The organism is Mycobacterium sp. 3-98, from assembly GCF_035918355.1.
GTDB lineage: Bacteria > Actinomycetota > Actinomycetes > Mycobacteriales > Mycobacteriaceae > Mycobacterium > Mycobacterium intracellulare.
This window is the reverse complement of the sequence record NZ_CP142360.1, coordinates 1,065,633-1,090,099: the sequence shown is the minus strand read 5'-3', so window position 1 is coordinate 1,090,099 and position 24,467 is coordinate 1,065,633. Positions and strand designations below refer to the sequence as shown.

At 68.4% G+C, this 24,467-nt stretch carries 24 protein-coding genes and 1 pseudogene; 14 read left to right on the top strand and 11 right to left on the bottom strand.

Annotation, left to right across the window (positions count from 1 at the left end; genetic code table 11):
* Nucleotides 1-3 precede the first annotated feature (3 nt).
* The 5 genes from QGN30_RS05315 to nrdF all read left to right on the top strand — a co-directional run bounded on the left by QGN30_RS05315 (nt 4) and on the right by nrdF (nt 3,627).
* Nucleotides 4-315 carry a hypothetical protein gene (locus QGN30_RS05315; protein ID WP_008261279.1) on the top strand — a complete coding sequence of 104 codons (312 nt, stop codon included), beginning with the start codon at nt 4-6 and terminating at the stop codon, nt 313-315.
* A gap of 7 nt (nt 316-322) precedes the next feature.
* Complete coding sequence (locus tag QGN30_RS05310) at nt 323-1,234, top strand: crotonase/enoyl-CoA hydratase family protein (RefSeq protein WP_008261283.1); 912 nt, start codon at nt 323-325, stop codon at nt 1,232-1,234.
* A gap of 79 nt (nt 1,235-1,313) precedes the next feature.
* On the top strand, nt 1,314-1,766 hold the full coding sequence (locus QGN30_RS05305; protein WP_014383367.1) for a DUF5078 domain-containing protein: 453 nt from the start codon (nt 1,314-1,316) through the stop codon (nt 1,764-1,766).
* Between the two features lie 248 nt (nt 1,767-2,014).
* Nucleotides 2,015-2,662 carry a superoxide dismutase gene (locus QGN30_RS05300; RefSeq protein WP_009953519.1) on the top strand — a complete coding sequence of 216 codons (648 nt, stop codon included), beginning with the start codon at nt 2,015-2,017 and terminating at the stop codon, nt 2,660-2,662.
* Nucleotides 2,659-3,627, top strand: a complete 969-nt coding sequence (gene nrdF, locus QGN30_RS05295; protein WP_038537756.1) for a class 1b ribonucleoside-diphosphate reductase subunit beta — start codon at nt 2,659-2,661, stop codon at nt 3,625-3,627. Before QGN30_RS05300 ends, nrdF begins: the two co-directional genes overlap by 4 nt.
* A gap of 33 nt (nt 3,628-3,660) precedes the next feature.
* Here the strand turns inward: nrdF and QGN30_RS05290 are convergent, their stop codons facing one another.
* The 3 genes from QGN30_RS05290 to QGN30_RS05280 all read right to left on the bottom strand — a co-directional run bounded on the left by QGN30_RS05290 (nt 3,661) and on the right by QGN30_RS05280 (nt 7,900).
* A complete protein-coding gene (locus tag QGN30_RS05290; RefSeq protein ID WP_009953516.1) occupies nt 3,661-6,591 on the bottom strand; it encodes an MMPL/RND family transporter in 2,931 nt (976 codons plus the stop codon).
* Complete coding sequence (locus tag QGN30_RS05285) at nt 6,588-7,136, bottom strand: MmpS family transport accessory protein (protein WP_008261293.1); 549 nt, start codon at nt 7,134-7,136, stop codon at nt 6,588-6,590. The genes QGN30_RS05290 and QGN30_RS05285 overlap by 4 nt, the downstream gene beginning before the upstream one ends.
* 77 nt (nt 7,137-7,213) lie before the next feature.
* Nucleotides 7,214-7,900, bottom strand: a complete 687-nt coding sequence (locus QGN30_RS05280) for a TetR family transcriptional regulator (protein WP_085976859.1) — start codon at nt 7,898-7,900, stop codon at nt 7,214-7,216.
* Between the two features lie 112 nt (nt 7,901-8,012).
* Between QGN30_RS05280 and QGN30_RS05275 the strand changes: the two genes are divergently transcribed.
* Nucleotides 8,013-9,755 carry a cytochrome c biogenesis protein DipZ gene (locus QGN30_RS05275; protein WP_038537759.1) on the top strand — a complete coding sequence of 581 codons (1,743 nt, stop codon included), beginning with the start codon at nt 8,013-8,015 and terminating at the stop codon, nt 9,753-9,755.
* A 9-nt stretch (nt 9,756-9,764) separates the two neighbouring features.
* Here the strand turns inward: QGN30_RS05275 and QGN30_RS05270 are convergent, their stop codons facing one another.
* Genes QGN30_RS05270 through QGN30_RS05260 form a run of 3 tightly spaced genes read right to left on the bottom strand, consistent with a single transcriptional unit; the run spans nt 9,765 to nt 11,530 of the window.
* On the bottom strand, nt 9,765-10,619 hold the full coding sequence (locus QGN30_RS05270) for a hypothetical protein (protein WP_248923251.1): 855 nt from the start codon (nt 10,617-10,619) through the stop codon (nt 9,765-9,767).
* Nucleotides 10,620-10,629: 10 nt separating this feature from the next.
* A complete protein-coding gene (locus QGN30_RS05265) occupies nt 10,630-11,148 on the bottom strand; it encodes a mycothiol transferase (protein WP_009953511.1) in 519 nt (172 codons plus the stop codon).
* Between the two features lie 10 nt (nt 11,149-11,158).
* A complete protein-coding gene (locus QGN30_RS05260) occupies nt 11,159-11,530 on the bottom strand; it encodes a VOC family protein (RefSeq protein ID WP_008261301.1) in 372 nt (123 codons plus the stop codon).
* A 47-nt stretch (nt 11,531-11,577) separates the two neighbouring features.
* Between QGN30_RS05260 and QGN30_RS05255 the strand changes: the two genes are divergently transcribed.
* The 4 genes and pseudogenes from QGN30_RS05255 to QGN30_RS05240 all read left to right on the top strand — a co-directional run bounded on the left by QGN30_RS05255 (nt 11,578) and on the right by QGN30_RS05240 (nt 15,102).
* Complete coding sequence (locus tag QGN30_RS05255; RefSeq protein WP_248923252.1) at nt 11,578-13,308, top strand: N-acyl-D-amino-acid deacylase family protein; 1,731 nt, start codon at nt 11,578-11,580, stop codon at nt 13,306-13,308.
* Between the two features lie 39 nt (nt 13,309-13,347).
* A pseudogene (locus tag QGN30_RS05250) lies at nt 13,348-13,860 on the top strand (PPE family protein); the annotation flags it as partial.
* Between the two features lie 170 nt (nt 13,861-14,030).
* Nucleotides 14,031-14,432, top strand: a complete 402-nt coding sequence (locus QGN30_RS05245; RefSeq protein ID WP_008261307.1) for a hypothetical protein — start codon at nt 14,031-14,033, stop codon at nt 14,430-14,432.
* Between the two features lie 106 nt (nt 14,433-14,538).
* On the top strand, nt 14,539-15,102 hold the full coding sequence (locus QGN30_RS05240) for a carboxymuconolactone decarboxylase family protein (protein WP_009953506.1): 564 nt from the start codon (nt 14,539-14,541) through the stop codon (nt 15,100-15,102).
* Here QGN30_RS05240 and QGN30_RS05235 read toward each other — a convergent pair.
* From QGN30_RS05235 to QGN30_RS05225, 3 genes are all read right to left on the bottom strand, one after another.
* Entirely contained in the window at nt 15,091-15,915 is an 825-nt protein-coding gene (locus QGN30_RS05235) for an SDR family NAD(P)-dependent oxidoreductase (protein ID WP_014381252.1), read from the bottom strand. The two genes, QGN30_RS05240 and QGN30_RS05235, sit on opposite strands and share 12 nt — an antisense overlap.
* Nucleotides 15,916-16,207: 292 nt before the next feature.
* Nucleotides 16,208-17,833, bottom strand: a complete 1,626-nt coding sequence (gene groL / locus QGN30_RS05230; RefSeq protein ID WP_008261313.1) for a chaperonin GroEL — start codon at nt 17,831-17,833, stop codon at nt 16,208-16,210.
* A 175-nt stretch (nt 17,834-18,008) separates the two neighbouring features.
* Complete coding sequence (locus tag QGN30_RS05225; protein ID WP_009953503.1) at nt 18,009-18,701, bottom strand: M24 family metallopeptidase; 693 nt, start codon at nt 18,699-18,701, stop codon at nt 18,009-18,011.
* A gap of 29 nt (nt 18,702-18,730) precedes the next feature.
* Here QGN30_RS05225 and QGN30_RS05220 point away from each other — a divergent pair, with 29 nt between their 5' ends.
* Nucleotides 18,731-19,222: a cupin domain-containing protein gene (locus QGN30_RS05220; protein WP_008261318.1), complete on the top strand. Its 492-nt coding sequence runs from the start codon at nt 18,731-18,733 to the stop codon at nt 19,220-19,222.
* Here the strand turns inward: QGN30_RS05220 and QGN30_RS05215 are convergent.
* Entirely contained in the window at nt 19,210-19,830 is a 621-nt protein-coding gene (locus tag QGN30_RS05215) for a TetR/AcrR family transcriptional regulator (RefSeq protein WP_044059223.1), read from the bottom strand. The two genes, QGN30_RS05220 and QGN30_RS05215, sit on opposite strands and share 13 nt — an antisense overlap.
* A 91-nt stretch (nt 19,831-19,921) precedes the next feature.
* Between QGN30_RS05215 and QGN30_RS05210 the strand changes: the two genes are divergently transcribed.
* From QGN30_RS05210 to moeA, 3 genes are read left to right on the top strand one after another with little or no spacing between them, the layout of a single operon-like run.
* Nucleotides 19,922-20,980, top strand: coding sequence for an alpha/beta fold hydrolase (locus QGN30_RS05210; protein WP_009953502.1), 1,059 nt, complete (start codon nt 19,922-19,924; stop codon nt 20,978-20,980).
* A 42-nt stretch (nt 20,981-21,022) separates the two neighbouring features.
* Nucleotides 21,023-21,973, top strand: a complete 951-nt coding sequence (locus QGN30_RS05205) for an SDR family NAD(P)-dependent oxidoreductase (RefSeq protein WP_248923253.1) — start codon at nt 21,023-21,025, stop codon at nt 21,971-21,973.
* 19 nt (nt 21,974-21,992) lie between these two features.
* Nucleotides 21,993-23,198 carry a molybdopterin molybdotransferase MoeA gene (moeA, locus tag QGN30_RS05200; protein ID WP_009953499.1) on the top strand — a complete coding sequence of 402 codons (1,206 nt, stop codon included), beginning with the start codon at nt 21,993-21,995 and terminating at the stop codon, nt 23,196-23,198.
* Between the two features lie 26 nt (nt 23,199-23,224).
* Here the strand turns inward: moeA and QGN30_RS05195 are convergent, their stop codons facing one another.
* Nucleotides 23,225-24,439 (bottom strand): MFS transporter, encoded by a 1,215-nt coding sequence (locus tag QGN30_RS05195; RefSeq protein WP_050782790.1) that lies wholly within the window; start codon nt 24,437-24,439, stop codon nt 23,225-23,227.
* Nucleotides 24,440-24,467 lie beyond the last annotated feature (28 nt).

The following is a 24,467-nucleotide window of genomic DNA, read 5'->3' as shown; positions in this document are numbered from 1 at the left end:
GACGTGTCAGCGGCGCAGCGCATCGAACTCACCCTGTTGGCGACCGGGCTGATCTTCATCCTGGCGTCGGCGGCCCAGGCACGGTACCGCTTCATCAACGACCGTCGCGCGGGCCGGCGGTTCTACTGGGCGACCGCGATCATCGGCATCGCCTGCTTCGCGGTGGGGACCGGCCAGCTGTGGCCCAACGGGGTCGTCGTGGCGGCGATCTTTTCGGCCATCGTCGCCTTCTCGGCCTACCTCACCACGCCGTATCTGAAGATCGCCGGGCGGATCTACGCCTCGTCACCGGAAAACCGGCAGCCCGACCCCTAAGGACGCCATGCCAAGCAGCGACTTCCAGACCCTGCTCTACCGCACGGCCGGCCCGGTGGCCACCATCACGCTGAACCGGCCCGAGCAGCTGAACACGATCGTGCCGCCCATGCCCGACGAGATCGAGGCCGCGGTCGGCCTGGCCGAGCGCGACCCGGCCGTCAAGGTCATCGTGCTGCGCGGGGCGGGCCGGGCGTTCTCCGGCGGCTACGACTTCGGCGGCGGTTTCCAGCACTGGGGCGAATCCATGATGAGCGACGGAAAGTGGGATCCCGGCAAGGACTTCGCGATGGTCAGCGCCCGCGAGACCGGGCCGACGCAAAAGTTCATGGCCATCTGGCGGGCGTCCAAACCGGTGATCGCCCAGGTGCACGGCTGGTGCGTGGGCGGTGCCAGCGACTACGCGCTGTGCGCCGATCTCGTCATCGCCAGCGAGGACGCCGTGATCGGCACCCCCTACAGCAGGATGTGGGGCGCGTACCTGACCGGGATGTGGCTCTACCGGCTGAGCCTGGCCAAGGTGAAGTGGCACTCGCTGACCGGGCGTCCCCTGACCGGCGTGCAGGCCGCGGAGATCGAGCTGATCAACGAGGCGGTGCCCTTCGAGCGCCTCGAAGCGCGGGTGGCCGAGATCGCGGCCGAACTGGCGCAGATCCCCTTGTCGCAGTTGCAGGCGCAAAAGCTGATCGTCAACCAGGCCTACGAGAACATGGGCCTGGCCTCCACCCAGACGCTGGGCGGCATCCTCGACGGCCTGATGCGCAATACGCCCGACGCCCTGGGCTTCATCAAGATCGCGGAGGACGAGGGCGTGCGCGCCGCCGTCGAGCGCCGCGACGGCCCGTTCGGGGACTACAGCCAGGCCCCGCCGGAGCTGCGGCCGGACCCGTCACACGTCATCGTCCCTGATCGGGACTGATACTGAGACAGGCTAGAGATCCCCTGGCAGTCAGCTGGGAAATATCCGCGTCCGGCCAAAAAGTGCTACCGTAACTGCTATGTCTCGGCTGAGTACCGGCCTGCGTGCAGGCGCTGCGTTCCTTGCTCTGGGTGTTACCGCTGCGATCTTCCCGTCGACCGCGGTAGCCGACTCCACGGAGGACTTCCCGATCCCCCGCCGGATGATCAACACCACATGTGATGCCGAGCAGATCCTGGCGGCAACCCGGGACACCAGCCCGGTGTACTACCAGCGGTACATGATCGACTTCAACAACCACCCCAACGTGAACCAGGCCGCCATCGACAAGGCCCACTGGTTCTATGCGTTGTCGCCGGCCGACCGCCGGAACTACTCCGAGAACTTCTATGCGCCACAGGCCGATCCGTTGTGGTTGGCCTGGCCCAACCACATGAAGATCTTCTGGAACAACAAGGGCGTGGTCGCCAAGGCCACCGACATCTGCAACACCTACCCGCCCGGCGACATGTCGGTCTGGAACTGGTCGTAATCCTCACGGCATAAGCGGTATTCACCCACCCAGCGCCCAGGAATCTCCTCCTGGGCGCTGAGTCTTTTGGTGTGCCCTCCTGCCGTTTCCACCACTGAAAGGTACGGCCCGCACCGGAGAACCGGTGCGGGCCGCGTGGCTGTCGGTACACCCACCGACACGAATTACGGTACCTCGGAACAAATTATTTGGCTACCCGAAATCTCGCGGTATGTTCGGACGACAGCCCACACCGACGAGGGAGAGCCATGCCCCACTACGTCCTGCCCGACCTGACCTATGACTACGGTGCGCTCGAGCCCGCGATCAGCGGCGAGATCATGCAGCTGCACCACGACGCGCATCACGCCGCCTACGTCAAGGGCGCCAACTCGACCGTCGACCAGCTCGCCGAGGCGCGTGCCGAGCGCAACCTCGCCCACTTGCCGGGCCTGGAGCGGACGCTGGCGTTTCACCTCGCCGGCCATGCCTTGCACTCGATCTTTTGGACGAATCTCTCGCCGGAGGCCGCCGAAAGGCCCGAGGGGGAACTGGCCGCCGCCATCGACGAGTTCTTCGGCGGATTCGAGGCGTTCCGCGCCGAGATGACCGGGGCCACCTCCAGCGTGCAGGGCTCGGGGTGGGGCGCGCTGGCGTGGGACCCGATCGGGCGTCGTCTGGTCGTGCACCAGATTCACGATCACCACATCAGCGTGGCGATCACCAGCACTCCGCTGCTGGTGTTCGACGCCTGGGAGCACGCGTTCTACCTGCAGTACCGCAACGTCAAGGCCGACTACGTCGACAGGCTGTGGTCCATCGTGAATTGGGCCGACGTCGCCGTCCGCTTCGAGGCCGCTCGCCGCGGCGACCTGTCCGGGCTACGCAGCAGCGACGAGATCGGCGGCGCGCGATGAGCATCCGATCGGTGGATCGAATGCGGGCGGTCAACTGGAATCGCCTGCCCGACCCCAAGGACGCGCAGGTATGGGATCGGCTGACGGGCAACTTCTGGCTGCCGGAGAAGGTGCCGCTGTCCAACGACTCGGCGTCATGGCAGACGCTGACCGCGCAGGAGCAGCAGACGACCGTGCGAGTGTTCACCGGGCTCACGTTGCTCGATACGACGCAGGCCACCGTCGGCGCGGTGTCGATGATCGCCGATGCGGTCACGCCCCACGAGGAGGCGGTGCTGACCAACATCGCGTTCATGGAATCGGTCCACGCCAAGAGCTACAGTTCGATCTTTTCGACGCTGTGCTCCACCCGCCAGATCGACGACGCCTTCGACTGGTCCGAGCGCAATCCGCACCTGCAGCGCAAGGCTCAGATCGTCGTCGACTATTACCGCGGGGACGACGCCCTCAAACGCAAGGCGGCGTCGGTCATGCTGGAATCGTTTCTGTTCTACTCCGGTTTCTACCTGCCGATGTACTGGTCCTCGCGCGGCAAGCTCACCAACACCGCCGACATCATCCGGCTAATCATCCGCGACGAAGCCGTGCACGGCTTCTACATCGGCTACAAGTGTCAGCGCGGACTCGCCGAGCTTTCGGAATCAGAGCGGTCCGGCCACCGCGAGTACACCTACGAGCTGCTGAATGCGTTGTACACCAACGAGATTGATTATGCCCACGATCTGTACGACGGCCTGGGCTGGACCGACGACGTACTGCCCTACATGCGGTTCAACGCGAACCGGGCCCTGGCCAACCTCGGGTACGAGCCGATGTTCGGGCCCTCGGACTGCCGGGTGAACCCAGCGGTGCTCTCGGCGCTCGATCCCGGCGCCGGCGAGAACCATGACTTCTTCTCCGGGTCGGGCAGCTCCTATGTCATCGGCTCCCACCAGGCCACCGAGGACGCGGACTGGGACTTCTGACCACCCGCGGCGGGCTGCTCACGCTTCGTAGGATCAGCGCGGCTGTACCAATCCGCCCGGCGGGTGCTCCTCGACGTCGTTGAGGATCAGCTCGCGCACCGCGGGACGCGGTCCGTACGGTCGCAGCATGGTGCTGGCCGGCCGTGGCCGCACGTGCTGCGGCCACCAGAACCAGCGCCCGAGCAAGGTGGCCAGCGACGGTGTCATGAACGACCGCACGATCAAGGTGTCGAACAGCAGACCCAGCGCGATCGTCGTACCGACCTGGGCCATCACCAGCAGCGGGCTGAACATGAACGTGGCCATCGTCGCGGCGAACACCAGACCGGCGGAGGTGACCACCGAGCCCGAACCGGCCATCGCGCGGATCGTCCCGGTCTTGAGCCCGGCGTGGATTTCCTCTTTGAACCGCGATATCAGCAGCAGGTTGTAGTCCGAGCCGACCGCCAGCAGCAGGATGACCGCCATCGCCAGCACCATCCAGTGCAACTTCAAACCCAGGATGTACTGCCATAAGAGCACGGAGAGTCCGAACGAGGCGCCCAGCGACAGCAACACCGTGCCGACGATCACGACGGCCGCCACGACGCTTCGGGTGATCACCAGCATGATGACGAAAATCAAAGTGGCCGCGGCGATTCCGGCGATGATCAGGTCGATGTCGGAGCCGTCGTGCATGTCCTTGTACGTCGCCGCGGTGCCGCCGAGGTAGACCTTGGCGCCCTCCCAGGGGGTGCCCTTGATCGCCTCGTGCACGGCCTGCTTGATCGGCTCGATGTGGTTGATGCCTTCGGGGGTCGCCGGGTCGCCTTCGTGGGAAATGATCAGCCGGACGGCGTGCCCGTTCGGCGATATGAACTGCTTGAGACCCCGCGCGAAATCCGGGCTCTTGAACGCCTCCGGCGGAAGGTAGAACGTGTCGTCGTTCTTCGCCTTGTCGAAGGCATCGCCCTGCGCGGTGGCGTTGTCGGCCTGCGCTTTCGCCTGTTCGTTAAGTCCCTGTGTGATCGCGTAATTCGACATGATGGTGTCGAGGTTGCGCTGCTGGCTCTCGATCTGCGGGGGGATCAGCGCCACCAGCTTGGGCTGGATCCGATCCAGCTTGTCCAGGTTCGCGCTCAGGTTCACGATGTTCTCGGCCACCTGGTCGATGCCGTCGAGCGCGTTGAAGACCGACCGGAGTGCCCAGCAGGCCGGGATGTCGTAGCAGTGCTTCTCCCAGTAGAAGTAGCTGCGGATCGGCCGGAGGAAGTCGTCGAAGTTGGCGATGTCGTCGCGCAACCTCTCGGTGATCTGCACGGTTTCCTTGGTGAGCCTGGTGGTTTCGTGCGTGGTGTTGCTCAGATCCTGGGTCACCTGCATCTGCTCGTGCAGCGTTGCCATCGTCTTGTGCAGCTCGTCGGCCTGCTTGAGCAGATTGTTCGCCTGCTCCTCTTGGTAGTGCTGGGTCTGGATCCGCCCCGCGGCTTGCGCGCCCATCTGAAACCCGAGGGTGCTGTGGTCGAGCGGCGTGCCCAACGGCCGGGTGATGGTCTGCACGCGGCCGATACCCGGGATGTGGAAGACCGCCTTGGCGACCTTGTCCAGGACCAGGAAGTCGGCCGGGTTACGCAGGTCGTGATCGGTCTCGATCATCAACAGCTCGGGATTGAGCCGAGCCTGGTCGAAGTGCCGATCCGCGGCGGCATAACCGACATTGGCCGGGGTGTCCGCCGGCAGGAAGTGGCGGTTGTCGTAGTCCGTCTTGTAACCGGGCAGGGCGAGCAGACCGACCAACGCGACCGCGATGGTCACCGCGAGAACGGGTGCGGGCCAGCGGACCACCGCGGTGCCCATGCGACGCCAGCCCCGGGTCTGCAGCTTGCGCTTCGGGTCCATGAGCTTGAAGAACGACGCCACCGTCAACACCGCCGGGCCCAGCGTCAACGCCGCGAGAACCGCCACCAGCATGCCGACCGCGCACGGCACGCCCAGCGTCTGGAAGTACGGCAGCCGGCAGAAGCTCAGGCAGTACATCGCGCCGGCGATGGTCAATCCCGACCCGAGCACGACATGCGCGGTGCTGTGGAACATGGTGTAGAACGCTTTTTCGCGCGACTCGCCCAGACCACGGGCCTCGTGGTAGCGGCCGACCACGAAGATCGCGTAGTCGGTCCCGGCGGCGATCGCCATCAGCACCAGCATGTTGTTGGCGAAGGTGGAAAGCCCGATGATCCCGTAGTTTCCCAGGACCGCGACGACGCCACGGGCCGCCGCCAGTTCGATGAACACCATGACGAGCATGATCAGCATGGTGATCGCCGACCGATAGACGAACAGCAGCATCAAGATGATCACCAAGAACGTGACGAGCGTGACCTTCGCTACGCCCTTCTCACCCGCGTGGGATTGATCGGCGAACAGCGGACCCGCGCCGGTGACGTATGCCTTGATTCCCGGCGGCGCGGGTACCGAGTCCACGATCTTGCGGACGGCCGCGGCGGACTCGTTCGCCAGGCCGCCGCCCATGTTGCCGGCGAGGTAAACCTGGACGTACGCGGCCTTTTGGTCGTGGCTCTGGGAACCCGCCGCCGTGAGCGGATCGCTCCAGAAATCCTGGACGTGCTGGACGTGTTTCTTGTCTTGCTCGACGCGCCTGACGATCTCGTCGTAGTAGCGGTGCGCTTCGGCCCCGAGTGGCTTGTCGCCCTCCAGCAGGATCATGGCCGAGTTGTCGGAGTTGAACTCTTTGAACGTCGACCCGACCTTCATCATCGACTGGAATGACGCCGCGTCGGTCGGACTCATCGACACCGAGTGGGTTTTGGCGACGACCTCCAGCTGCGGGGCCACGGTGTTGGTGACGAACACGATGCCCAACCACACCAGGACGATCGGCAGGGCCAGCTTGTGGATCATCCGCGGCAGGAACGGCGGGATCAGCGGCTGATCGACGCGCGGCGGAACCTCGCCCGGCTCGCTCATGCGGACTTGTCCAGGCAATAGACGAAGGCGTTCACGGTTTGGTTGGGATCCGAGCGATTCGGCGTCTTGATGACGTCACCGCTTCCGTCGTGCTTGTTCACCACGAACTGGCAGGCGATCCAACTGCCGTCGCCTTGCGCCACCAGGTTTGCCGGGATGCCGGGCTTCGTTGAACTCAATACTTTGCTCCAGGGCAAGGGCACGTTGAGGGCCTGCTGCGGATGGGAGTTTTCGTCGAGGTAGTTGATGGTCGCCGTGCTGCCCGGCGGGCCCCAGACCTGGAGCGTGATCGTCTTGGCGTTGAACTCGTCGAGGACCTCTCCCGAGGTGCCACCACCGAACGAACCGCGGTGAACGCCGAAGACGCCGTGCAACCGGTACACGACGAAACCCGACAGCGCGACGACAGCCGCGATCGTGAGCACCAGCCAGAAACGCCCCAAAACCCCCTTTTTCTTGGCGCGCTGCGGAGCGGCCTTTTCGCCCTCCCCGCCGGCGGAGCCCTGCTGCTGCAGCGGCTCGGTCCTTGGCTCAGTCGTCGTCATGGGCGCTCCAAGTCCCTTCCCGTGTTCACCGGTTGAAGATCGCCAAGCCACAGCGTTACCGGCCTCCCTCCCTGAGTTCATGCGGCTTCCGCGATGAGCCCGATGCACGTGGCAGTCAGCAGGCGCGTCAGCGCGGTCGCGAAGTCCAGATTCCACTCCGGCGGAGCCACTTCCGGCTCCTCGGCGTAGACGTCGGTGAGATCCGCCGGCGGGTTCGCGACCTGCCACAGGGTGGCCGCCAGCGAGTACGCGGCCAGCAGGATGTCGAGCGACCCCGACCGCCCGAGCTCGGGCAGCGCCCTCTCGATGGCATCGGCGAGCGAGCGCGTGGCGGCGGTGCTGATGCGCCTGACCTCGATGACCCGCTCCGCGTCCACCTCGTGCTCCAGGTGCAGGTGCAGGTTGGCCAGCAGGTCGCAGAACAGCGGATCGTCGGCCAGCGCCTCGGCCAGCGTCCCGGCGATGCGCGACGGCGATTTGGCGCCGGGCTCGGCCAGCTTGTCCGACACGGTGTTCGACCACCGCACCCACCCCTCGGCGGACAGGCGCAGCAGCACTTCCTTGTGCGAGGTGAAGTAGCGGCGCACCGCCGAGTAGTGAATTCCGGCGCGGCTCGCCACCGCGGTCAGGGTGACCGACGCGACGCCCGTCTCCATCGCCAGCGAGCGTGCGGCTTCCACGAGGGCCTCCGCACGTTGGCGCTTCTTTTCCTCGGTGCGGGCACGCTGGAATGTCAGTTGCGCCACCGGAAGAGCGTAACGCACGTCGTGTGATTTGTATAACGCACGTTGCGTGATTTGTGCGAGGTCACTCTCGTCGGCGGCGCGAACGGGTAAAGGTGGAACCATGCTCCCGTCGCGTCCTTGGAAATAGCGCGTGCAGACCATCGCCCTGATCGGGTTTCTCGGCGGGCTGATCACCGGCATCTCGCCGTGCATCCTGCCGGTGCTCCCGGTGATCCTGCTGTCCGGTGCGGGCGGTACCCGAGCCGACTCCCGCCGCGTGAGTTCGGTGTCCCGCCCGTATCTGGTGATCGCGGGGCTGGTGTGCAGCTTCAGCCTGGCCACCCTGCTCGGCTCCGCGCTGCTGACGGCGCTGCACCTGCCGCAGGACGCGATCCGGTGGGCCGCCCTGGTGGTGTTGACCCTCATCGGCCTGGGGCTGATCTTCCCGCCGGTGCAGCACCTGATCGAACGGCCGTTCGCCTACCTCCCGCAGCGCCAAATCGGCGCCAACGCAGACGGTTTCGGCCTCGGTCTGACGTTGGGCGCCCTCTACGTGCCGTGCGCCGGTCCGGTGCTCGCGGCGATCGTGGTCGCCGGCGGAACCTCGTCGATCGGTCCGGGCGCGCTGGTGTTGACCGCGACCTTCGCCCTCGGAAATGCCGTGCCGCTGTTGGCCTTCGCGCTGGCCGGGCGGCGCGTCGCCGAGCGCGTCGCCGCGTTCCGCCGACGGCAGCGTGCGATTCAGATCGCCGGCGGGATCGCGATGATCGTGCTGGCCGCGGCGCTGGTGTTCAACCTGCCGGCGATGCTGCAGCGAGCCGTCCCCGACTACACGACGGCGATGCAGAACAAGCTGGGCGCCAACGACATCGGGCACAGCCTGAACCCCACCCCCGCGCAGCAGCCGAACCGCGGCACCGGGCTGGCGCTGAGCCCGCCCAGCGTCACCGTCGAGGGGGCGCTCAGCGACTGCTCCAGCGGTTCGGACGAGCTGCAACAGTGCGGGCCCGCGCCCGCCCTGACCGGCGTCACCGGGTGGCTCAACACCCCGGACGGCAAGCCGCTGGACCCCGCCGAGGTGCGCGGCAAGGTCGTGTTGATCGACTTCTGGGCCTACTCGTGTATCAACTGCCAGCGCGCGATCCCACACGTAATCGATTGGTACAACAGGTATCACGACGCGGGATTCGTCGTCATCGGGGTGCACACGCCGGAGTACGCGTTCGAGCGGGTCCCCGAGAACGTGGCCAGCGGCGCCGCCGACCTGCACATCCCCTACCCCATCGCCCTGGACAACGACTACGCGACGTGGAACAACTTCCACAACGTGTACTGGCCGGCCGAATACCTGATCGACGCGAACGGGCAAGTGCGGCACACGAAGTTCGGGGAGGGCGACTACGACGGCACCGAAAAACTGATCCGCCAACTGCTCGCGGACGCCCACCCCGGCGCGCCGCTGCCCGCGCCGACGAGTTCGGCCGACACCACCCCGCAGACCCGGCTCACGCCCGAAACCTACCTCGGTGTCGAAAGGTCCGGAAACTACGGCGGCACCGGCGATTACACGTCGGGCACCGTCACGCTGAGCTTTCCGCCGACCCTGGCCGACGACACGTTCGCCCTGCGCGGGCGCTGGACCCTGGACGATCAGGGCGCCACCGCCGAGGGCGACGACGCCACCGTCCGGCTGAACTACACCGCGAAGGACGTCTACGCCGTCATCGGCGGCACCGGCACGCTCACCGTGACCCGGGACGGCACGACCACCACCACACCGATCGGCGGGGCGCCCACGTTGCACCGGATCGTCGCCGACGACTCCGCGCACCGCGACCAGCTGGACATGCGGGTCAGCAAGGGCCTGCAGGTCTTCTCGTTCACGTTCGGGTAGCAGGGCGGCTCACGACTTCTTCCACAGACTGCCGACCATCGCGACGACCACGCCGAGTCCCACCAGGGCGGCGCCGGCCAGCAGCGTGACGTTGAGCCATTGGTGCACACCGGCTTCGGCGTGTCCGACCATCGCCTCGGCGACGCGCCGGATGTCGCCGGTGGTGCGGTTGAGCGCCTTGTCGACGTAGCGGCCGGCGACCTCGAGGCCGGCCCACCCGGCCGCGCCGACGAGCAGGGCGGACACCCCCAGGCTGCTGAGCGCCTTGCCGCGCCGGCGCGCGGCGGCCAGCGTGAGCAGCGCGCAGACCCCGCACAACGCCGCCGCCCCCACGCTCACCCACGGTCCCCAGGTGGACAGCCGGCTCAGCCGCCCCTGACGCATCGCTTGTGGCATCGAAACCGTCAGCGGGACAGCCAGTTTCGCGGGAACAGTCACGTTGTAACGGCTGAGCAGCGGCCGGATCGAGTCGTCGCCCAGCATCGGGGCGACGTCGACCGCCCACTGATCGCCGTTCTCGCCGCTCGCCGGGTCACCGAACAGCCAGCCGTGCGCCGCGCGGTTGGCCTGGGCGAACAGCGGCGGGAAGGTTGGCCCGGCGGTGAAAGCGCTGGCGGCATCGTGCACGTCGTAGCTCTCGACGGGATAACGGCCCCCGCCGTGTTCGGCGATGAGAGCCATTGCCCGCGTGGTTAGTTCGGCCGCCATGGCGGACTGCAGGTCCGGGTCGGCCGCCGCCCCGCGCGCCAGCGCGGCGTAGCCGTCGGCGTCGACGACGTGCAGCTGCGTCCACGCCGCGGGGATGGCCACCGCCAGCGCCAGCGTGGTGATGAGCCACAACAGCACGCTCGCCGCGAATCGCACGCCTGCGAATCTACGCAATCCCCCGCACGTACGCGGCCTGCCCGAGGTGCTGGGCGCAGTCGTCGATGATGCTGACCAACCGGGCGCTGGCCGTCACCGGCGGATCCCAGTTGGTGTCCACGACGCGGGCCAGCTCCTCGGCGGTGATCCCGCCGAGGTATTCGAGGGTGAGCTCGTGCACCGCGTGGTAGTAGCCGGACAGCAGGTCCGCGGGCGCCTTCACCTTGGCGACGTCGTCGGGCGAATGCCCGTAGCCCATGTCGCCCTGTGGCAGGTCCAGTCCGAACCGGTCCACCCACCCGTCGCGCAGCCAGACCTGCTCGACCCCGGCCACGTCGGCCAGCTGGAGGTCCTGCACCCGCGCGCTGTGCCAGAGCAGCCACGCGATGCTGTTGGCGTCCGGGGTCGGCCGATAGGACGACACCTCCTCGGTCAATCCCTCGGTGATCTCGTCGACGTGTTCGATCAACCGGGTGAAGGCGTCGCGCAGGAGGTCTTGGATTACGGCGGCATCGTCGGTGCGGGCCATACTCGCGACACTACGGGAGCGCGCCGTGGAAGACAGCCTCGACGTTGTTGCCGTCGGGGTCGCGCACGAACGCGCCAAAGTAGCCGGGGTGGTATTCCGGCCAGAGCCTCGGCTCGTGCAGCGGTTCGGCGCCCAACTCCACGGCCACCCGGTAGAAGGCGCGCACGGCGTCCTCGTCGGGCGCCTCGAACGCCAGGTGAACCTCGCGATTGGGTCCGGCCAGCGCCCCGGAGATCCAGAAGGTCGGCTTGCCCCCGCGGCCATACCCGATGGCGGGGCCCACATCCAGCTGCCGGGAGAAGCCCAGCGTCTCCAGCACCGCGTCGTAGAACCGCTGGGACTTTGCGTAGTCGGCGCAGTTGATGCCCACGTGGTCGATCACGGAAAAGATCCTGGCACGAGCCGCCGCCACGGTCGTAGATTGTTTGGATGACTTACGACCTCATCATCCGCAACGGCACCATCGTCGACGGGCTGGGGGGTGAGCCGTACGTCGGTGACGTGGCGGTGACCGACAACGTCATCAAGGCGGTCGGCGACGTGAACGGCGCCGCGGCGAACCGCGAGATCGACGCCACCGGGCTGTTGGTCACGCCCGGCTTCGTCGACCTGCACACCCACTACGACGGCCAGTCCATCTGGTCGGAGCGCCTGACGCCGTCGTCGGCGCACGGGGTGACGACGGTGGTGATGGGCAACTGCGGGGTCGGCTTCGCGCCGTGCCGCCAGTCCGACCACGACGTCCTGGTCGACGTGATGGCCGGCGTCGAAGACATCCCGGGCGTCGTGATGACCGACGGCCTGCCGTGGACGTGGGAAACCTTCCCCGAATACATGGACGCCCTCGATTCCGGCAAGCGTGACATCGATGTGGCCGCGTACCTGCCGCACTCGCCGCTGCGCGTGTACGTGATGGGGCAGCGCGGCGCCGACCGCGAGCCGGCCACCGAGGACGACCTGGCGAAGATGCGGGCGTTGGCCAAGGAGGCGATCGAGGCCGGCGCGCTGGGCTTCGCCTCGTCGCGGTTGACCATCCACAAGACCGAAAGTGGTTCGCCCATACCGAGTTACGACGCCGCCCGCGAGGAGATCGAGCAGATCGCCCGCGGCGTCGTGGACGGCGGCGGCGGCCTGCTGCAGTTCGTCCCCGACATCCCGGCCGGCGGCTACCAGCCCGTGCTGCAGACGGTGTTCGACGTTGCCGAGGACGTCGGGCTGCCGCTGACCTTCACCCTCGTCGTCGCCAATTCGGGTGACCCGTCGTGGCCGGACGCCATCACCATGATCGAGAAGGCCAACGCCGCGGGCGGGGACATCACCGCGCAGCTGTTGCCGCGGCCCATCGGGTTGATCATCGGGCTGCAGCTGTCGGCGAACCCCTTCGTGCTCTACCCCAGCTACCGCGAAATCGCGCACCTGCCGCTGGCCGAGCGGGTCGCCGAGATGCGCAAGCCCGAGGTCCGCGCCCGCATCCTGGCCGACAAGCCGGGGCAGGGCCACCCGATCCTGTACGTCGCCCAGATGTGGGACTGGATCTACCCGCTGGGCGAGGACCCCGACTACGAGCCCGACCCGTCGACCAGCATCGGTGCCCGCGCCCGCGCCAAGGGCGTGGAGCCGATGGAGGAGGCCTACGACAGGCTGCTCGACGACGACGGCAAAGCCATGCTGCTGGTCGCGACCAGCAACCTGCAGGGCAACTCGCTGGACACCGTCGGGGAGCTGTTGCACCGCGACGACGTGGTGCTCGGCCTCGGCGACGGCGGCGCGCACTACGGCATGATCTGCGACGCCAGCTACTCGACGTACTTCCTGACCCACTGGGCGCGGGACCGCAAGGCCGGACGGTTCACGGTGCCCGAGGCGGTTCGCGAGCTCACCTCGGTGCCGGCGCGCATCGCCGGGCTGAGCGATCGCGGCCGTATCGCCGTGGGCTACAAGGCCGATCTCAACGTCATCGACCACGCCGCCCTGCGCCTGCACAAGCCGGTCATCACCTACGACCTGCCCGCCGGCGGGCGACGCCTGGACCAGACGGCGGACGGGTATGTCGCCACGATCGTGTCCGGGGAAATCATCGCTGAACACGGCGTCCCCACCGCCGCCCGTCCGGGCAAGTTGGTGCGGGGCCGTCAGCCCGCTCCGGCGCCCTTGCAATAACGCCACCAAAAGTGGCATATACCAGCTAAGTTGGGTCCCGTGACGAACCCGCATTTTGCGTGGTTGCCGCCGGAAGTCAACTCGGCACTAATTTTCTCCGGTCCTGGTCCCGGGCCGCTGCTTGCTGCCGCGGCGGCGTGGGACGGGCTCGCCGGGGAGTTGGCGTCGTCGGCGTCGTCCTTTTCTTCGGTGACGTCGGATCTGGCCAGCGGGTCGTGGCAGGGCGCGTCGTCGGCGGCCATGATGACGGTCGCCAGCCAATACGTGAGTTGGCTTTCCGCGGCGGCCGCGCAGGCGGAAGAGGTGTCCCACCAGGCCTCGGCCATCGCCACCGCGTTCGAGGTGGCGCTGGCGGCCACGGTGCAGCCCGCGGTGGTGGCGGCCAACCGGGCCCTGGTGCGGGCGTTGGCGGCCAACAATCATCTGGGCCAGAACACCCCGGCGATCGCCGACATCGAGGCGGCCTACGACCAGATGTGGGCCTCGGACGTGGCGGCGATGTTCGGGTATCACGCCGACGCGTCGGCGGCCGTGGCGAAGTTGCCGCCCTGGAACGAGGTACTGCAAAACCTCGGGTTCTCCAACACCACCACCGCGGTCACGCGGCCCGCCAGTTCCGGCGCCGTCGCCCGCGGCTACACGTCGCGCATCGCCGGGTTCCTCACGCCCCCGGCGCCGCAGTAGCGCGGGGCCGCATCGGTTCGCGCCTATCCTGGGACATCATGCGCAGCAAGAAGAAAGTCGATTTCGCGGCGCTCGCCGACGCGCTCGTCGATTACCCGTACGCGTACCTGATCACCGTCGACGACGAATACCGCTCGCACACCGTGACGGTCGAACCCGAGTTGCGCGGACAGACCCTCGAGGTCGGTCTCATCGGCGGCCGCACGCAGCAGAACCTGGCCCGGCGCCGCGACGTCACCCTGCTGTGGCCCCCGGCCGAACCGGGCGGCTACTCGCTGATCGTCGACGGCGCGGCCGAGGTGTCGCCCGAAGGCGGAGCCGGTGACGCGGTGCGGCTCACGGTGACCCCCACCCGCGCGCTGCTGCACCGCGACGCCGACTCCCCCGATGCGGCCCGGGGCTGCCTGCACGACTGTGTGGTGTTCTCGCTGCCGGCCTAGCGGCGATTGCCGCCATCGGCCTAGCCGGGCGCAGCGGGTCGCCGCCATCGGCCTAGCCGGGCGCAGCGGGTCGCCGCCATCGGCCTAGGGCCGTACAGTCTCATCCGTGAGCCGCATCGCGCCCCTCGCCCCGCCGTGGAGCGAAGAGGATGCCGCCGGCATCAACAGCTGGGGCCACCCGGACCGCACCTACGAGCCGCTGCTGTTGGTGCGTTGCCTGCAGCGCCATCCGGTGCTGGCCTCCCGGCTGCGCAAGCTCGGCGAATCCCTTTACACCGCAGCGCTTTTGCCGCCCCGGACGCGGACCATCGCCATCCTTCGCATCTGCGCGCTGCTGCGCTGCGCCTACGAGTGGGGCGGGCAGGCCGCCTTCTGGGGTCCGATCGCCGGCGTCAGCGACGACGAGTGCGACGCGCTGGTGTTGGCCGGGGCCGACGACCCGCGGTGGGGCCCGGCCGAGCGGACGCTGATCGCGGCGGTCGACGAGTGCGAGCGCACCGGCTCGTGGTCGGAGGCGACATGGGAAGCGCTCGGCGACTTTCTGGACGACGAGCAGCGGATCGAATTGCTCACGGCCGTCGGCTGGTACCGCACGATCTGCACGCTGTGCAACGCGCTCGCGCTTCCGGTGGAGGGCTGGATGCGGCCCTGGCCGGGGTCAGCCGGCTGACCGGTCCCTGCGCAGGCTCGGATGCTGGTTCTTCAACAGCGGCAGCAGCACTCGTCGCGGCATGAACTGGAACAGGCGGGTGCTGATCTGGCTGGGCAGGCCGGGGATCACGGTTGGGCGGTCGCTCTCGAGCGCGTCGACCCCGGCGCGCGCCACCTCACGCGACGGCTTCCACATGAACTTCGGGAACGCGTCGGCGAATTCGCGCTCGTCCATGCCGGCGCTCTTCACGAACTCGGTGCGCACCGGGCCGGGACACAGCAGCGCGACGGTGACGCCGGTGCCGGCGAGTTCACCGCGCAGCCCATGGGTGTAGTTGTTGACGAACGCCTTGGTGGCCGCGTACCCGGCCTGCCCGGGGAAGGGTTGGTAGCCGGCGGTCGAGCCGACGTTGAGGATCGCGCCGCGGCCGCGCGGCACCATCCGCTGCACCGCGCGGGTGCTCAGGTCGATGACGGCCTCGACGTTGACCCGCACCTGCGCGATCTCGTCGGCCACGGGAATTTTCGTCACCGAGCCCATGGTGCCGATGCCGGCGTTGTTGACCAGGATGTCGGCCGTCAGGCCGCGGCGCTCGACCTCGTCGAACAGGCCGGCGCGGGCGGCGGAATCGGCGACGTCGCAGGCGATCACCTCGACGCGCACCCGGCCGGCGAGTTCGTCGGCCAGATCGCGCAGCCGGTCTTCGCGGCGGGCGACGAGCGTCAAGCCGTGGCCGCGGTCGGCCAACTCGCGGGCGATGTCGGCGCCGATGCCCGACGACGCGCCCGTCACGACGGCGGTGCTGGTGGGTGAGGGAGCGGGAAGCGCCACGCGTTCAAACGTACAAGGCCGGCCAGGCGCCTCGAGTGTGCACTCTGGGCGTCGAGTGTGAGGCCAGGGCTTCGCGGGTGAAACCAGGGCGGGAAAATCGCGAAAAGCTCGCCGTGAGCTCACACCCAAAGCCCTGAGCTCACACTCGATGCCGCGGCGCGGCGGCCTACCCGCCGAAGGTGAAACCAGGGCGGGAAAATCGCGAAAAGCCCGCCGTGAGTTCACGCTCGGCGCCATCGCCACGAAAAAACCCGGCCCCTTGTGAGGGCCGGGTTTTTTCGTTGGCGACTTTTTAGAAGTCCATGCCGCCCATGCCACCGGTCGGGTCGCCGACGGGAGCGGCGGCCTTCTCCGGCTTGTCAGCGACGACGGCCTCGGTCGTCAGGAACAGGCCCGCGATCGACGCGGCGTTCTGCAGCGCCGAACGGGTCACCTTCACCGGGTCGGCGACACCGGCCTTGAGCAGGTCCTCGTACTCACCGGTGGCGGCGTTCAGGCCGGTACCGGCGGGCGAGTTGCGGACCTTCTCGGCCACCACGCCGGGCTCCAGACCACCGTTGAAGGCGATCTGCTTCAGCGGAGCCTCGAGCGCGACGCGGACGATGTTGGCGCCGGTCGCCTCGTCACCGGTGAGCTTCAGCTCGTCCAGCGACGGGGTGGCGTGCAGCAGGGCCACGCCACCACCGGCGACTATGCCCTCCTCCACGGCCGCCTTGGCGTTGCGCACGGCGTCCTCGATGCGGTGCTTGCGCTCCTTGAGCTCGACCTCGGTCGCGGCCCCGGCCTTGATCACCGCAACACCGCCGGCCAGCTTGGCCAGGCGCTCCTGCAGCTTCTCGCGGTCGTAGTCGGAGTCGCTGTTCTCGATCTCGCTGCGGATCTGGGCCACCCGGCCGGCGATGGCGTCCGAGTCACCGGCGCCCTCGACGATGGTGGTCTCGTCCTTGGTGACGACGACCTTGCGGGCCTTACCCAGCAGGGCGACATCGGCGCTCTCGAGCGACAGGCCGACCTCTTCGCTGATGACCTGACCACCGGTGAGGATGGCCATGTCCTGCAGCATCGCCTTGCGGCGGTCACCGAAGCCGGGGGCCTTGACGGCCACCGACTTGAAGGTGCCGCGGATCTTGTTGACGACCAGGGTGCTCAGAGCCTCACCCTCGACGTCCTCGGCGATGATCAGCAGCGGCTTGCCGGCCTGGATGACCTTCTCCAGCAGCGGCAGCAGGTCCTTGACCGTCGACACCTTGGAGCTGACCAGCAGGATGAAGGGGTCCTCGAGGACCGCTTCCTGACGCTCGGCGTCGGTGACGAAGTAGCCCGAGATGTAGCCCTTGTCGAACCGCATGCCCTCGGTGAGCTCGAGCTGCAGGCCGAAGGTGTTGGACTCCTCGACGGTGATGACGCCCTCGTTGCCGACCTTGTCCATCGCCTCGGCGATGAGGTCACCGATCGACTGGTCGCCCGCCGAAATCGCCGCGGTGGCAGCGATCTGGTCCTTGGTCTCGACCTCCTTGGCCGACTTGAGCAGGGTCTCGGTGACCTTCTCGACGGCCTTCTCGATGCCGCGCTTGAGACCCAGCGGGTTGGCGCCGGCGGCGACGTTACGCAGGCCCTCGCGGACCAACGCCTGAGCCAGCACCGTGGCCGTCGTCGTGCCGTCACCGGCGACGTCGTCGGTCTTCTTGGCGACTTCCTTGACCAGCTCGGCGCCGATCTTCTCGTACGGGTCCTCCAGCTCGATCTCCTTGGCGATGGACACACCATCGTTGGTGATCGTGGGGGCACCCCACTTCTTCTCCAGGACGACGTTGCGACCCTTGGGGCCCAACGTCACCTTTACCGCGTCGGCGAGGGCGTTGAGCCCCCGCTCGAGGCCACGGCGGGCCTCTTCGTCATACGCAATTGTCTTGGCCATTGCGAAGTGATTCCTCCGGATTGGGGATGACACGTTCTGGCCGGGTGCAGTGCCCGCGACGGACGACCGGGCTGTCGTTGGACCTGGTCTCACCGTCCCGACCTAGCACTCACTGGTCGCGAGTGCCAAGTCATTCTTAGCACTCGCCTATGCCGAGTGCAAGAAGTAGTGGGGCTCAGGGCAGGTCGAGCAGCTGCTCGTAGAAGCCGCCGAAGCCGCGCGGGCGGTCGACCAGATGGATCTCGAGGATCCAGTGGCAGATGCGCCCGCGCGGGTCGGTGCGGCGCATCGGCTTGTCCGAGCCGGGCATGATGTACCACTCGATGCCGGGGCCGGCGATCTTCTTGTGCGGGAACTCCCCCACCAGGTGCCCGGCGATCCGGCTGGCCCACTCGAAGCCCTCCGCGTGGGCCGCCCCGACGACGAAGTCGAACAGCTCGGCGCCGGTGACGTCGGGATTGCCGGCGAAGTAGTCGCGGCCGGCCTGCCACACGCGGGGCAGCGCGTCGCGGACGGCCCTCTTGTGTGGGTCGTCGCCCAACAGGAAGGTCCGGCCGAAGTCGGCCTCCCACTCCTCGAAGATCGGCCCCAGATCCAGGAAGACGATGTCGTCGTCGACGATCAGCCGGTCCGGCGGGCGCTCGTGGAACGGTTGCAGCGTGTTCTCCCCGGCGCGCACGATCCGCCGATGCCAGTGCCGGGTCACGCCGAACATTTCGCCGGCCAGATCGTGGATCTCATCGGAGAGCTCCTTCTCCCCGACCCCGGGCCGAATCATGGCCCGCCGCTCGATCTCGTCGAACAGTTGCGCCGCTTTGCGTTCGGCGTCCAGCAGCCGTTCCACGCGCAGTTCCTCCGCGGCCTCCATCCACGCGATGTTATGCGCACACTGGAGCCATGTCCCTCGTCGTGCCGCCCTACCCGCCGGCCCGCTACACCGCCGAAGAGCCGGAGATCAGCGCCTGGCTCAAGCGGGCCGACCAGCCCCCGGACTACGAGACCTCCGGCGTCAAATACCACTACCTGGCCAACCAACAGGACACCGCCGGCGACTACGGCCTCTATCGCGTCGACATCGCCCCGGCCGGCGGCGGTCCCCCGGCTCACTTCCACCGGGCCATGTCGGAGGCCTTCTTCGTGCTCTCCGGGACGATGAAGCTCTACGACGGCACCGAGTGGGCCGACGGGCACCAGGGCGATTTCCTCTATGTCCCCCCGGGCGGCGTCCACGGCTTCCGCAACGAGGCCGACGAGCCGGCGTCGATCCTGATGCTGTTCGCGCCGGGCGCCCCCCGCGAGGCCTACTTCGAAGGCTTCGCGGCGCTGGCCGACATGACCGACGAGGAACGCCGGGAGTGGTTCGTCCGCCACGACAACTACTGGGTCTGACCGCCCAGGTCGCCGTCGACGTAGCGCTGCAGGTTGGGGGCGATCGCGGCGATGGCCTCGTCGTCGGTCATCGAGGCGACGGGCTCGATCTTCCACACGTAGCGCATCAGCGCGAACCCCATCATCTGTGACGAGATGAGGCCGCTGCGGATCAAGCGGTCCCGGTCGTCGCTGCCGAGCCCCGAGACCCCCATCAGGCTGCCCTCGACCACTCGACGGAGTTTGTCGCGGGTGGCGGGGTCGTGCGCCGCGGTCTGCAGGATGGCCCGCAGCGTCGGCCCGATCTCGTCGTCGGCCCAGCTGGCCAGCAGCAGCTGCAGCAGCGCGGCGCCGAGCCGCTCGACCGGGGTGGCCCACACCTCGGCCACGCGGTCCAGCCACTGCTGGGGCGGGTTGGTCGCGGCGTCGAGCAGCCCTTCCTTCGACCCGAAGTAGTGGTAGACCAGCGCCGGGTCGACGTCGGCCCGCCGCGCGACCGCCCGGATCGTGGTGCCGGCCCAGCCGTGCACGGCGAATTCGTCGCGCGCCGCCGCGGCGATCCGCGCGGCGAGCACCCCCCGTTCGTCCCGGGGTCCAGGCGTCGTCGCTGTCTTCGCCACGAGTTTCATCGTAGCGTGAATTTCTCCTTGCGTTGAAACTAATTTCATCGTAGCGTGAGACTAGTCTCAACGGTCCGTGAAAATCTTGAGGAGCGGTCCCATGTACACCTACGACATCGATGCCGCGGCCATGTTCGACGACCGCACCGACCAGTTCGCGAAGTTCGGCGTTCCACTCGAGGACATCGAGCGGGTCCGCTCGGCCGTCGACGACATGTGGGCCGACGCGCCGGGCGGCTGGGTCTACGAATGGTCGCGGGTGGCAAGGGATTACGCCGAGCGCGGGGACCACCGGATGGCGTCCCTGGTGTACGGGTGCGCCAAGTTCCCCTGCCTGACGGACGCCACCCGGGTCAAGGCGCTGCAGCACCAGCTCGAGCAATTTCAGTTGGCGGCCAACGGCTTTCCGGTGCACTTCGAGCGCCGCATCGTCGCCGTCGGGTACCGCGGCGGATCGGTCGAGGTGCCGGTGCACCTGTATTCGGCCGACGGCCGATACGTGGACCGGGCGGTGCTGATCGCCAGCGGCGGTGTGGACACCTGGAAGATGGACATCCACCCGTGGTGGGTCGCATTCACCCAGGGCGCGGGCGTGACCACGCTGGCCTTCGACCATCCCGGCACCGGCGAGACGGACATCCCGCTCGATGAACACGCCGACGAGGTGATCCGCGGCCTCATCGGCTACGCCCGGACGCTGGGCGACGGCCGGGTCGCACACTTCGGCGCGTCATTCGGCGGGAACTTCGCCGCGATGTCCGGGCTGACCGGAATCGTCGACGCCGCAATCGAACTCGGCGGCCCGGTGGTCGACGCGTTCGCCGTCGAGAACATCGCAAAGCTGCCCTACGGCATGCGCGACATCGTGGGCAACGCCATGCACTGGGATCACTCCCCCACCCTCGAGGAGCTCAGCGCCGGCCTCAGCCGACTCAACCGACGGGATCTGCTTGCCCGGCAAGGCAATTCGGAAATGTTGGTGATCAATGGCGCCGACGACTACTTCGTCCCGCAATCCGACACGCTCGTCTTCCAGGGCCGCCCCGACACCGAGGTGCACCTCATCGAGGGCACCGGCCATGTCGCCATGAGCAAGGCGCCCGAGGTGGTGCCGCGGGTCATCGCCTGGCTGCGCGCGCAGATGACAACCGAGCGATGACGCGCCCGGCAACATCCGGCCGGGGTGAGTATGTTTTGGGCCATGGCTTCCAACGACAAAGAAACCCGCGCCTGGTCGGAGAGTGACGTCCCGGATCAGAGCGGGCGCGTCGTCGTCATCACCGGCGCGAACACCGGCATCGGGTATGAGGCGGCCGCCGTGCTGGCCCACCGCGGCGCCCACGTCGTCCTCGCGGTGCGCAACCTCGAGAAGGGCAACGCGGCGCTGTCGCGCATCGTCGCCGCCGGGGGGCAAGGGTCCCGAGAAGTAGACGTCACGCTGCAGCAGCTGGATCTGACCTCGCTGGACGCGGTCCGGTCGGCCGCCGACGCGCTGCGCGCGGCCTACCCGCGCATCGACCTGCTGATCAACAACGCCGGGGTGATGTGGACGCCCAAGCAGGTCACCGCGGACGGATTCGAATTGCAGTTCGGCACCAACCATCTGGGCCACTTCGCGCTGACCGGGTTGCTGCTCGACCACCTGCTCCCCGTGCGGGATTCGCGGGTGGTGACCATCAGCAGCCTCGGCCACCGGCTGCGCGCCGCGATCCACTTCGACGACCTGCAATGGGAACACCGGTACGACCGGATCGCCGCCTACGGGCAATCCAAGCTGGCCAACCTCCTGTTCACCTACGAGCTGCAGCGCCGGCTGGCGGCCACGCCCGACGCGAAGACCATCGCCGTGGCCGCGCACCCCGGCGGCTCCAACACCGAGCTGACCCGCAACCTGCCGGCGATATTCCGGCCCGCCGCCGCGGCGCTGGGCCCGGTGCTGTTCCAGAGCGCGGCCATGGGTGCGCTGCCGACGTTGCGGGCCGCCACCGATCCGGACGTCGAGGGCGGGCAGTACTTCGGCCCTGACGGATTCCTCGAGCAGCGTGGCCACCCGAAGCTCGTCAAGTCCAGCGCCCAGGCCCACGACGCGGAACTGCAACGCCGGCTGTGGGCCGTCTCCGAAGAGCTCACCGGCGTCCGCTTCCCGGTCTGACGCGCGGATAATGGCCCCGATGCGATCAGTCGCGGAACATCAGCGCGTCGTCACCGATTTGATTCGTCCGCGGCCGCCGGTTTCGGTCGCGCTGACCGACGCCCAGGGCCTGGTGCTGGCCGAGGACGTCATCGCCCAGCTGGCCCTGCCGGTCTTCGACAACTCCGCGATGGACGGCTACGCGGTGCGCGCCGAGGACACGGCGTCCGCGACGCCGGAAAACCCGGTGGTGTTGCCGGTCGCCGAGGACATTCCGGCCGGGCGCACCGACGAGCTGACGCTGCAACCCGGTACGGCGCACCGGATCATGACGGGCGCCCCGCTGCCGGCGGGGGCGACGGCGATCGTTCCGGTCGAGGCCACCGACGGCGGGGTGGACGTCGTGTCGATCCGCGAGCCCCGCGAGGCCGGCAAGCACATCCGGCGCGCGGGTGAGGACGTCGCCCCCGGCACCACCGTGTTGCGCCGCGGCCAGGTCGTGACGCCGGCGGTGCTCGGCTTGGCCGCCGCGCTGGGGATCGCCGAGCTGCCGGTGATCCCGCGCCAGCGGGTGCTGGTGATCTCGACCGGATCGGAGCTGGTGACCCCGGGCGTCCCGCTGCGGCCGGGGCAGATCTACGAGTCCAACTCGATCATGCTGGCCGGGGCGGTCCGGGATGCGGGCGCCGATCTGGTCGCCGTCGCGACCGCGGAAGACGATGTGGCTCAATTCAGTTCGATCATCGACCGGTACGCGGCCGACTCCGATTTGATCATCACCAGCGGCGGTGTCAGCGCCGGCGCCTACGAGGTGGTCAAGGACGCCTTCGGGCGCGAGGGCGATCAGGGCGTGGAATTCGTCAAGGTTGCGATGCAGCCCGGGATGCCGCAGGGCGTGGGCCGGGTGGCGGGCGCGACGATCGTCACGCTGCCCGGCAACCCAGTCAGCGCGCTGGTGTCCTTCGAGGTGTTCATCCGGCCGGCGCTGCGCACGGCGATGGGCCTGCCCGACCCCGAACGCCCGCACCGGTCCGCCGTGCTCGCCGAGTCGCTGACCTCGCCGCGGGGCAAGCGGCAGTTCCGGCGCGCGGTGCTCAGCGACGACGCGAGCTCGGTCACCAGCTACGGGCCGCCGGCCTCGCACCACCTGCGCTGGCTGGCGTCGGCGAACGGGCTGCTCGACATCCCCGAAGACGTCGTCGAGGTGCCCGAGGGAACGCGGCTGCAGGTCTGGGATCTGCGCTAGCTGTACTGACCAGGGACGTTGGTGACTTAGCCCGCGGGCGTGGCCACGTCCCGGTGGAATTCGTCGGCCTTGTCGAAGGCCGGGTTGTAGCGGATCGCGATGGCGACGATCGACATCATCACCGGGATGGTGGCCAGCGCCGCCGACAGCCCCACCCAGCCGGACAGGTGACCGATCAGCGGCGGGCCGAGCAGGTAGCCCAGCCAGCCCGTCGCCGCCACGATGGCGATCGCCGATCCCGCTTCGCTCGCGCCGTAGGCCGCGCTGAACGCGGTGGGCACCAGCAGCGCCACGCCGACGCCCAGTGCGGCGAAACCGAGCACGCCGACGGCCGCGTTGGCGGTCGCCAGCGTCACGCTCATGCCCGCCACGGCCACCACCGCCAGGGCCGGCAGCAGCCGGCGACTGGGCACCCGCGCGTGCAGCCGGGGCGCTCCGAACCGGGTGATCACCATCGTCAGCGTGTAGGCCGCGTAGCTCAACGCCGAGACGCTCGGGCCGGCGCCCACGACGTTGCGCAGGTAGTTGGCCGACCAGTCGGTGGCCGCGCCCTCGCACAGAAACGACGCGAACGAGACCGCGGCCAGGATCGCCACCGTCGGCGTCATCCAGGCCCGCCGGCCTCGGGTGGGTCCCGACGGCGCCTCGGAGTCATCTGCCGCATCGGGGATCAGGCGACGGGTGAGCGTTCCCACCACGATCAGCACGACCGCCCCGAGGACCGTCAGCTGGGCGGTCAGCCCGATGCCCGCGCCGACGCACGCCGCGCCGATGACGGCCCCGACCAGCGTCCCGACACTCCACATGCCGTGGAACCGCGCCATGATCGGCGCCCGGGCGGCCCGCTCGACGGTCGCGGCCTGGGTGTTCATCGCGACGTCCAGCGCGCCCTGGAACGTCCCCCACAACGTCAGCGCGCCGAACAGGGCGGCCCCGGATTTGGCCAGCCCCACGGTCGTCCCCGCGACCGCATAGCCGGCGACCATGACCGGGATCAGGCGGTGGCTGCCCCAGCGGCGCAGCGCCCAGTGGCTTGCCAGCGTGGCCACCACCGATCCCAGCGGGGCGCCGAACAGCGCCGTTCCCAACGCCGCGTCGGAGAGGCCCAGCTCGTCCTTGACCCGCGGAATGTGGGCGGCCCACGACGAAAACACCAGACCGTGGGCGATGAATGCGGCGGTGACACCGCGTTTCGCCCGACGCACCGGTGTCGCCCGCCGATCAGCACTGTGCGGTTGCATGTCGAAGGTCAACGTTCCCTCTGCGGGC

Excerpts from the sequence above, each read along its gene's own strand:
- QGN30_RS05310 (WP_008261283.1), top strand. The coding sequence starts at position 323 with ATGCCAAGCAGCGACTTCCAGACCCTGCTCTACCGCACGGCCGGCCCG.
- QGN30_RS05305 (WP_014383367.1), top strand. The coding sequence starts at position 1,314 with ATGTCTCGGCTGAGTACCGGCCTGCGTGCAGGCGCTGCGTTCCTTGCT.
- QGN30_RS05300 (WP_009953519.1), top strand. The coding sequence starts at position 2,015 with ATGCCCCACTACGTCCTGCCCGACCTGACCTATGACTACGGTGCGCTC.
- nrdF (WP_038537756.1), top strand. The coding sequence starts at position 2,659 with ATGAGCATCCGATCGGTGGATCGAATGCGGGCGGTCAACTGGAATCGC.
- QGN30_RS05290 (WP_009953516.1), bottom strand. The coding sequence starts at position 6,591 with ATGAGCGAGCCGGGCGAGGTTCCGCCGCGCGTCGATCAGCCGCTGATC.
- QGN30_RS05285 (WP_008261293.1), bottom strand. The coding sequence starts at position 7,136 with ATGACGACGACTGAGCCAAGGACCGAGCCGCTGCAGCAGCAGGGCTCC.
- QGN30_RS05265 (WP_009953511.1), bottom strand. The coding sequence starts at position 11,148 with ATGGCCCGCACCGACGATGCCGCCGTAATCCAAGACCTCCTGCGCGAC.
- QGN30_RS05255 (WP_248923252.1), top strand. The coding sequence starts at position 11,578 with ATGACTTACGACCTCATCATCCGCAACGGCACCATCGTCGACGGGCTG.
- QGN30_RS05245 (WP_008261307.1), top strand. The coding sequence starts at position 14,031 with ATGCGCAGCAAGAAGAAAGTCGATTTCGCGGCGCTCGCCGACGCGCTC.
- groL (WP_008261313.1), bottom strand. The coding sequence starts at position 17,833 with ATGGCCAAGACAATTGCGTATGACGAAGAGGCCCGCCGTGGCCTCGAG.
- QGN30_RS05225 (WP_009953503.1), bottom strand. The coding sequence starts at position 18,701 with ATGGAGGCCGCGGAGGAACTGCGCGTGGAACGGCTGCTGGACGCCGAA.
- QGN30_RS05220 (WP_008261318.1), top strand. The coding sequence starts at position 18,731 with ATGTCCCTCGTCGTGCCGCCCTACCCGCCGGCCCGCTACACCGCCGAA.
- QGN30_RS05215 (WP_044059223.1), bottom strand. The coding sequence starts at position 19,830 with ATGAAACTCGTGGCGAAGACAGCGACGACGCCTGGACCCCGGGACGAA.
- QGN30_RS05210 (WP_009953502.1), top strand. The coding sequence starts at position 19,922 with ATGTACACCTACGACATCGATGCCGCGGCCATGTTCGACGACCGCACC.
- QGN30_RS05205 (WP_248923253.1), top strand. The coding sequence starts at position 21,023 with ATGGCTTCCAACGACAAAGAAACCCGCGCCTGGTCGGAGAGTGACGTC.
- moeA (WP_009953499.1), top strand. The coding sequence starts at position 21,993 with ATGCGATCAGTCGCGGAACATCAGCGCGTCGTCACCGATTTGATTCGT.
- QGN30_RS05195 (WP_050782790.1), bottom strand. The coding sequence starts at position 24,439 with ATGCAACCGCACAGTGCTGATCGGCGGGCGACACCGGTGCGTCGGGCG.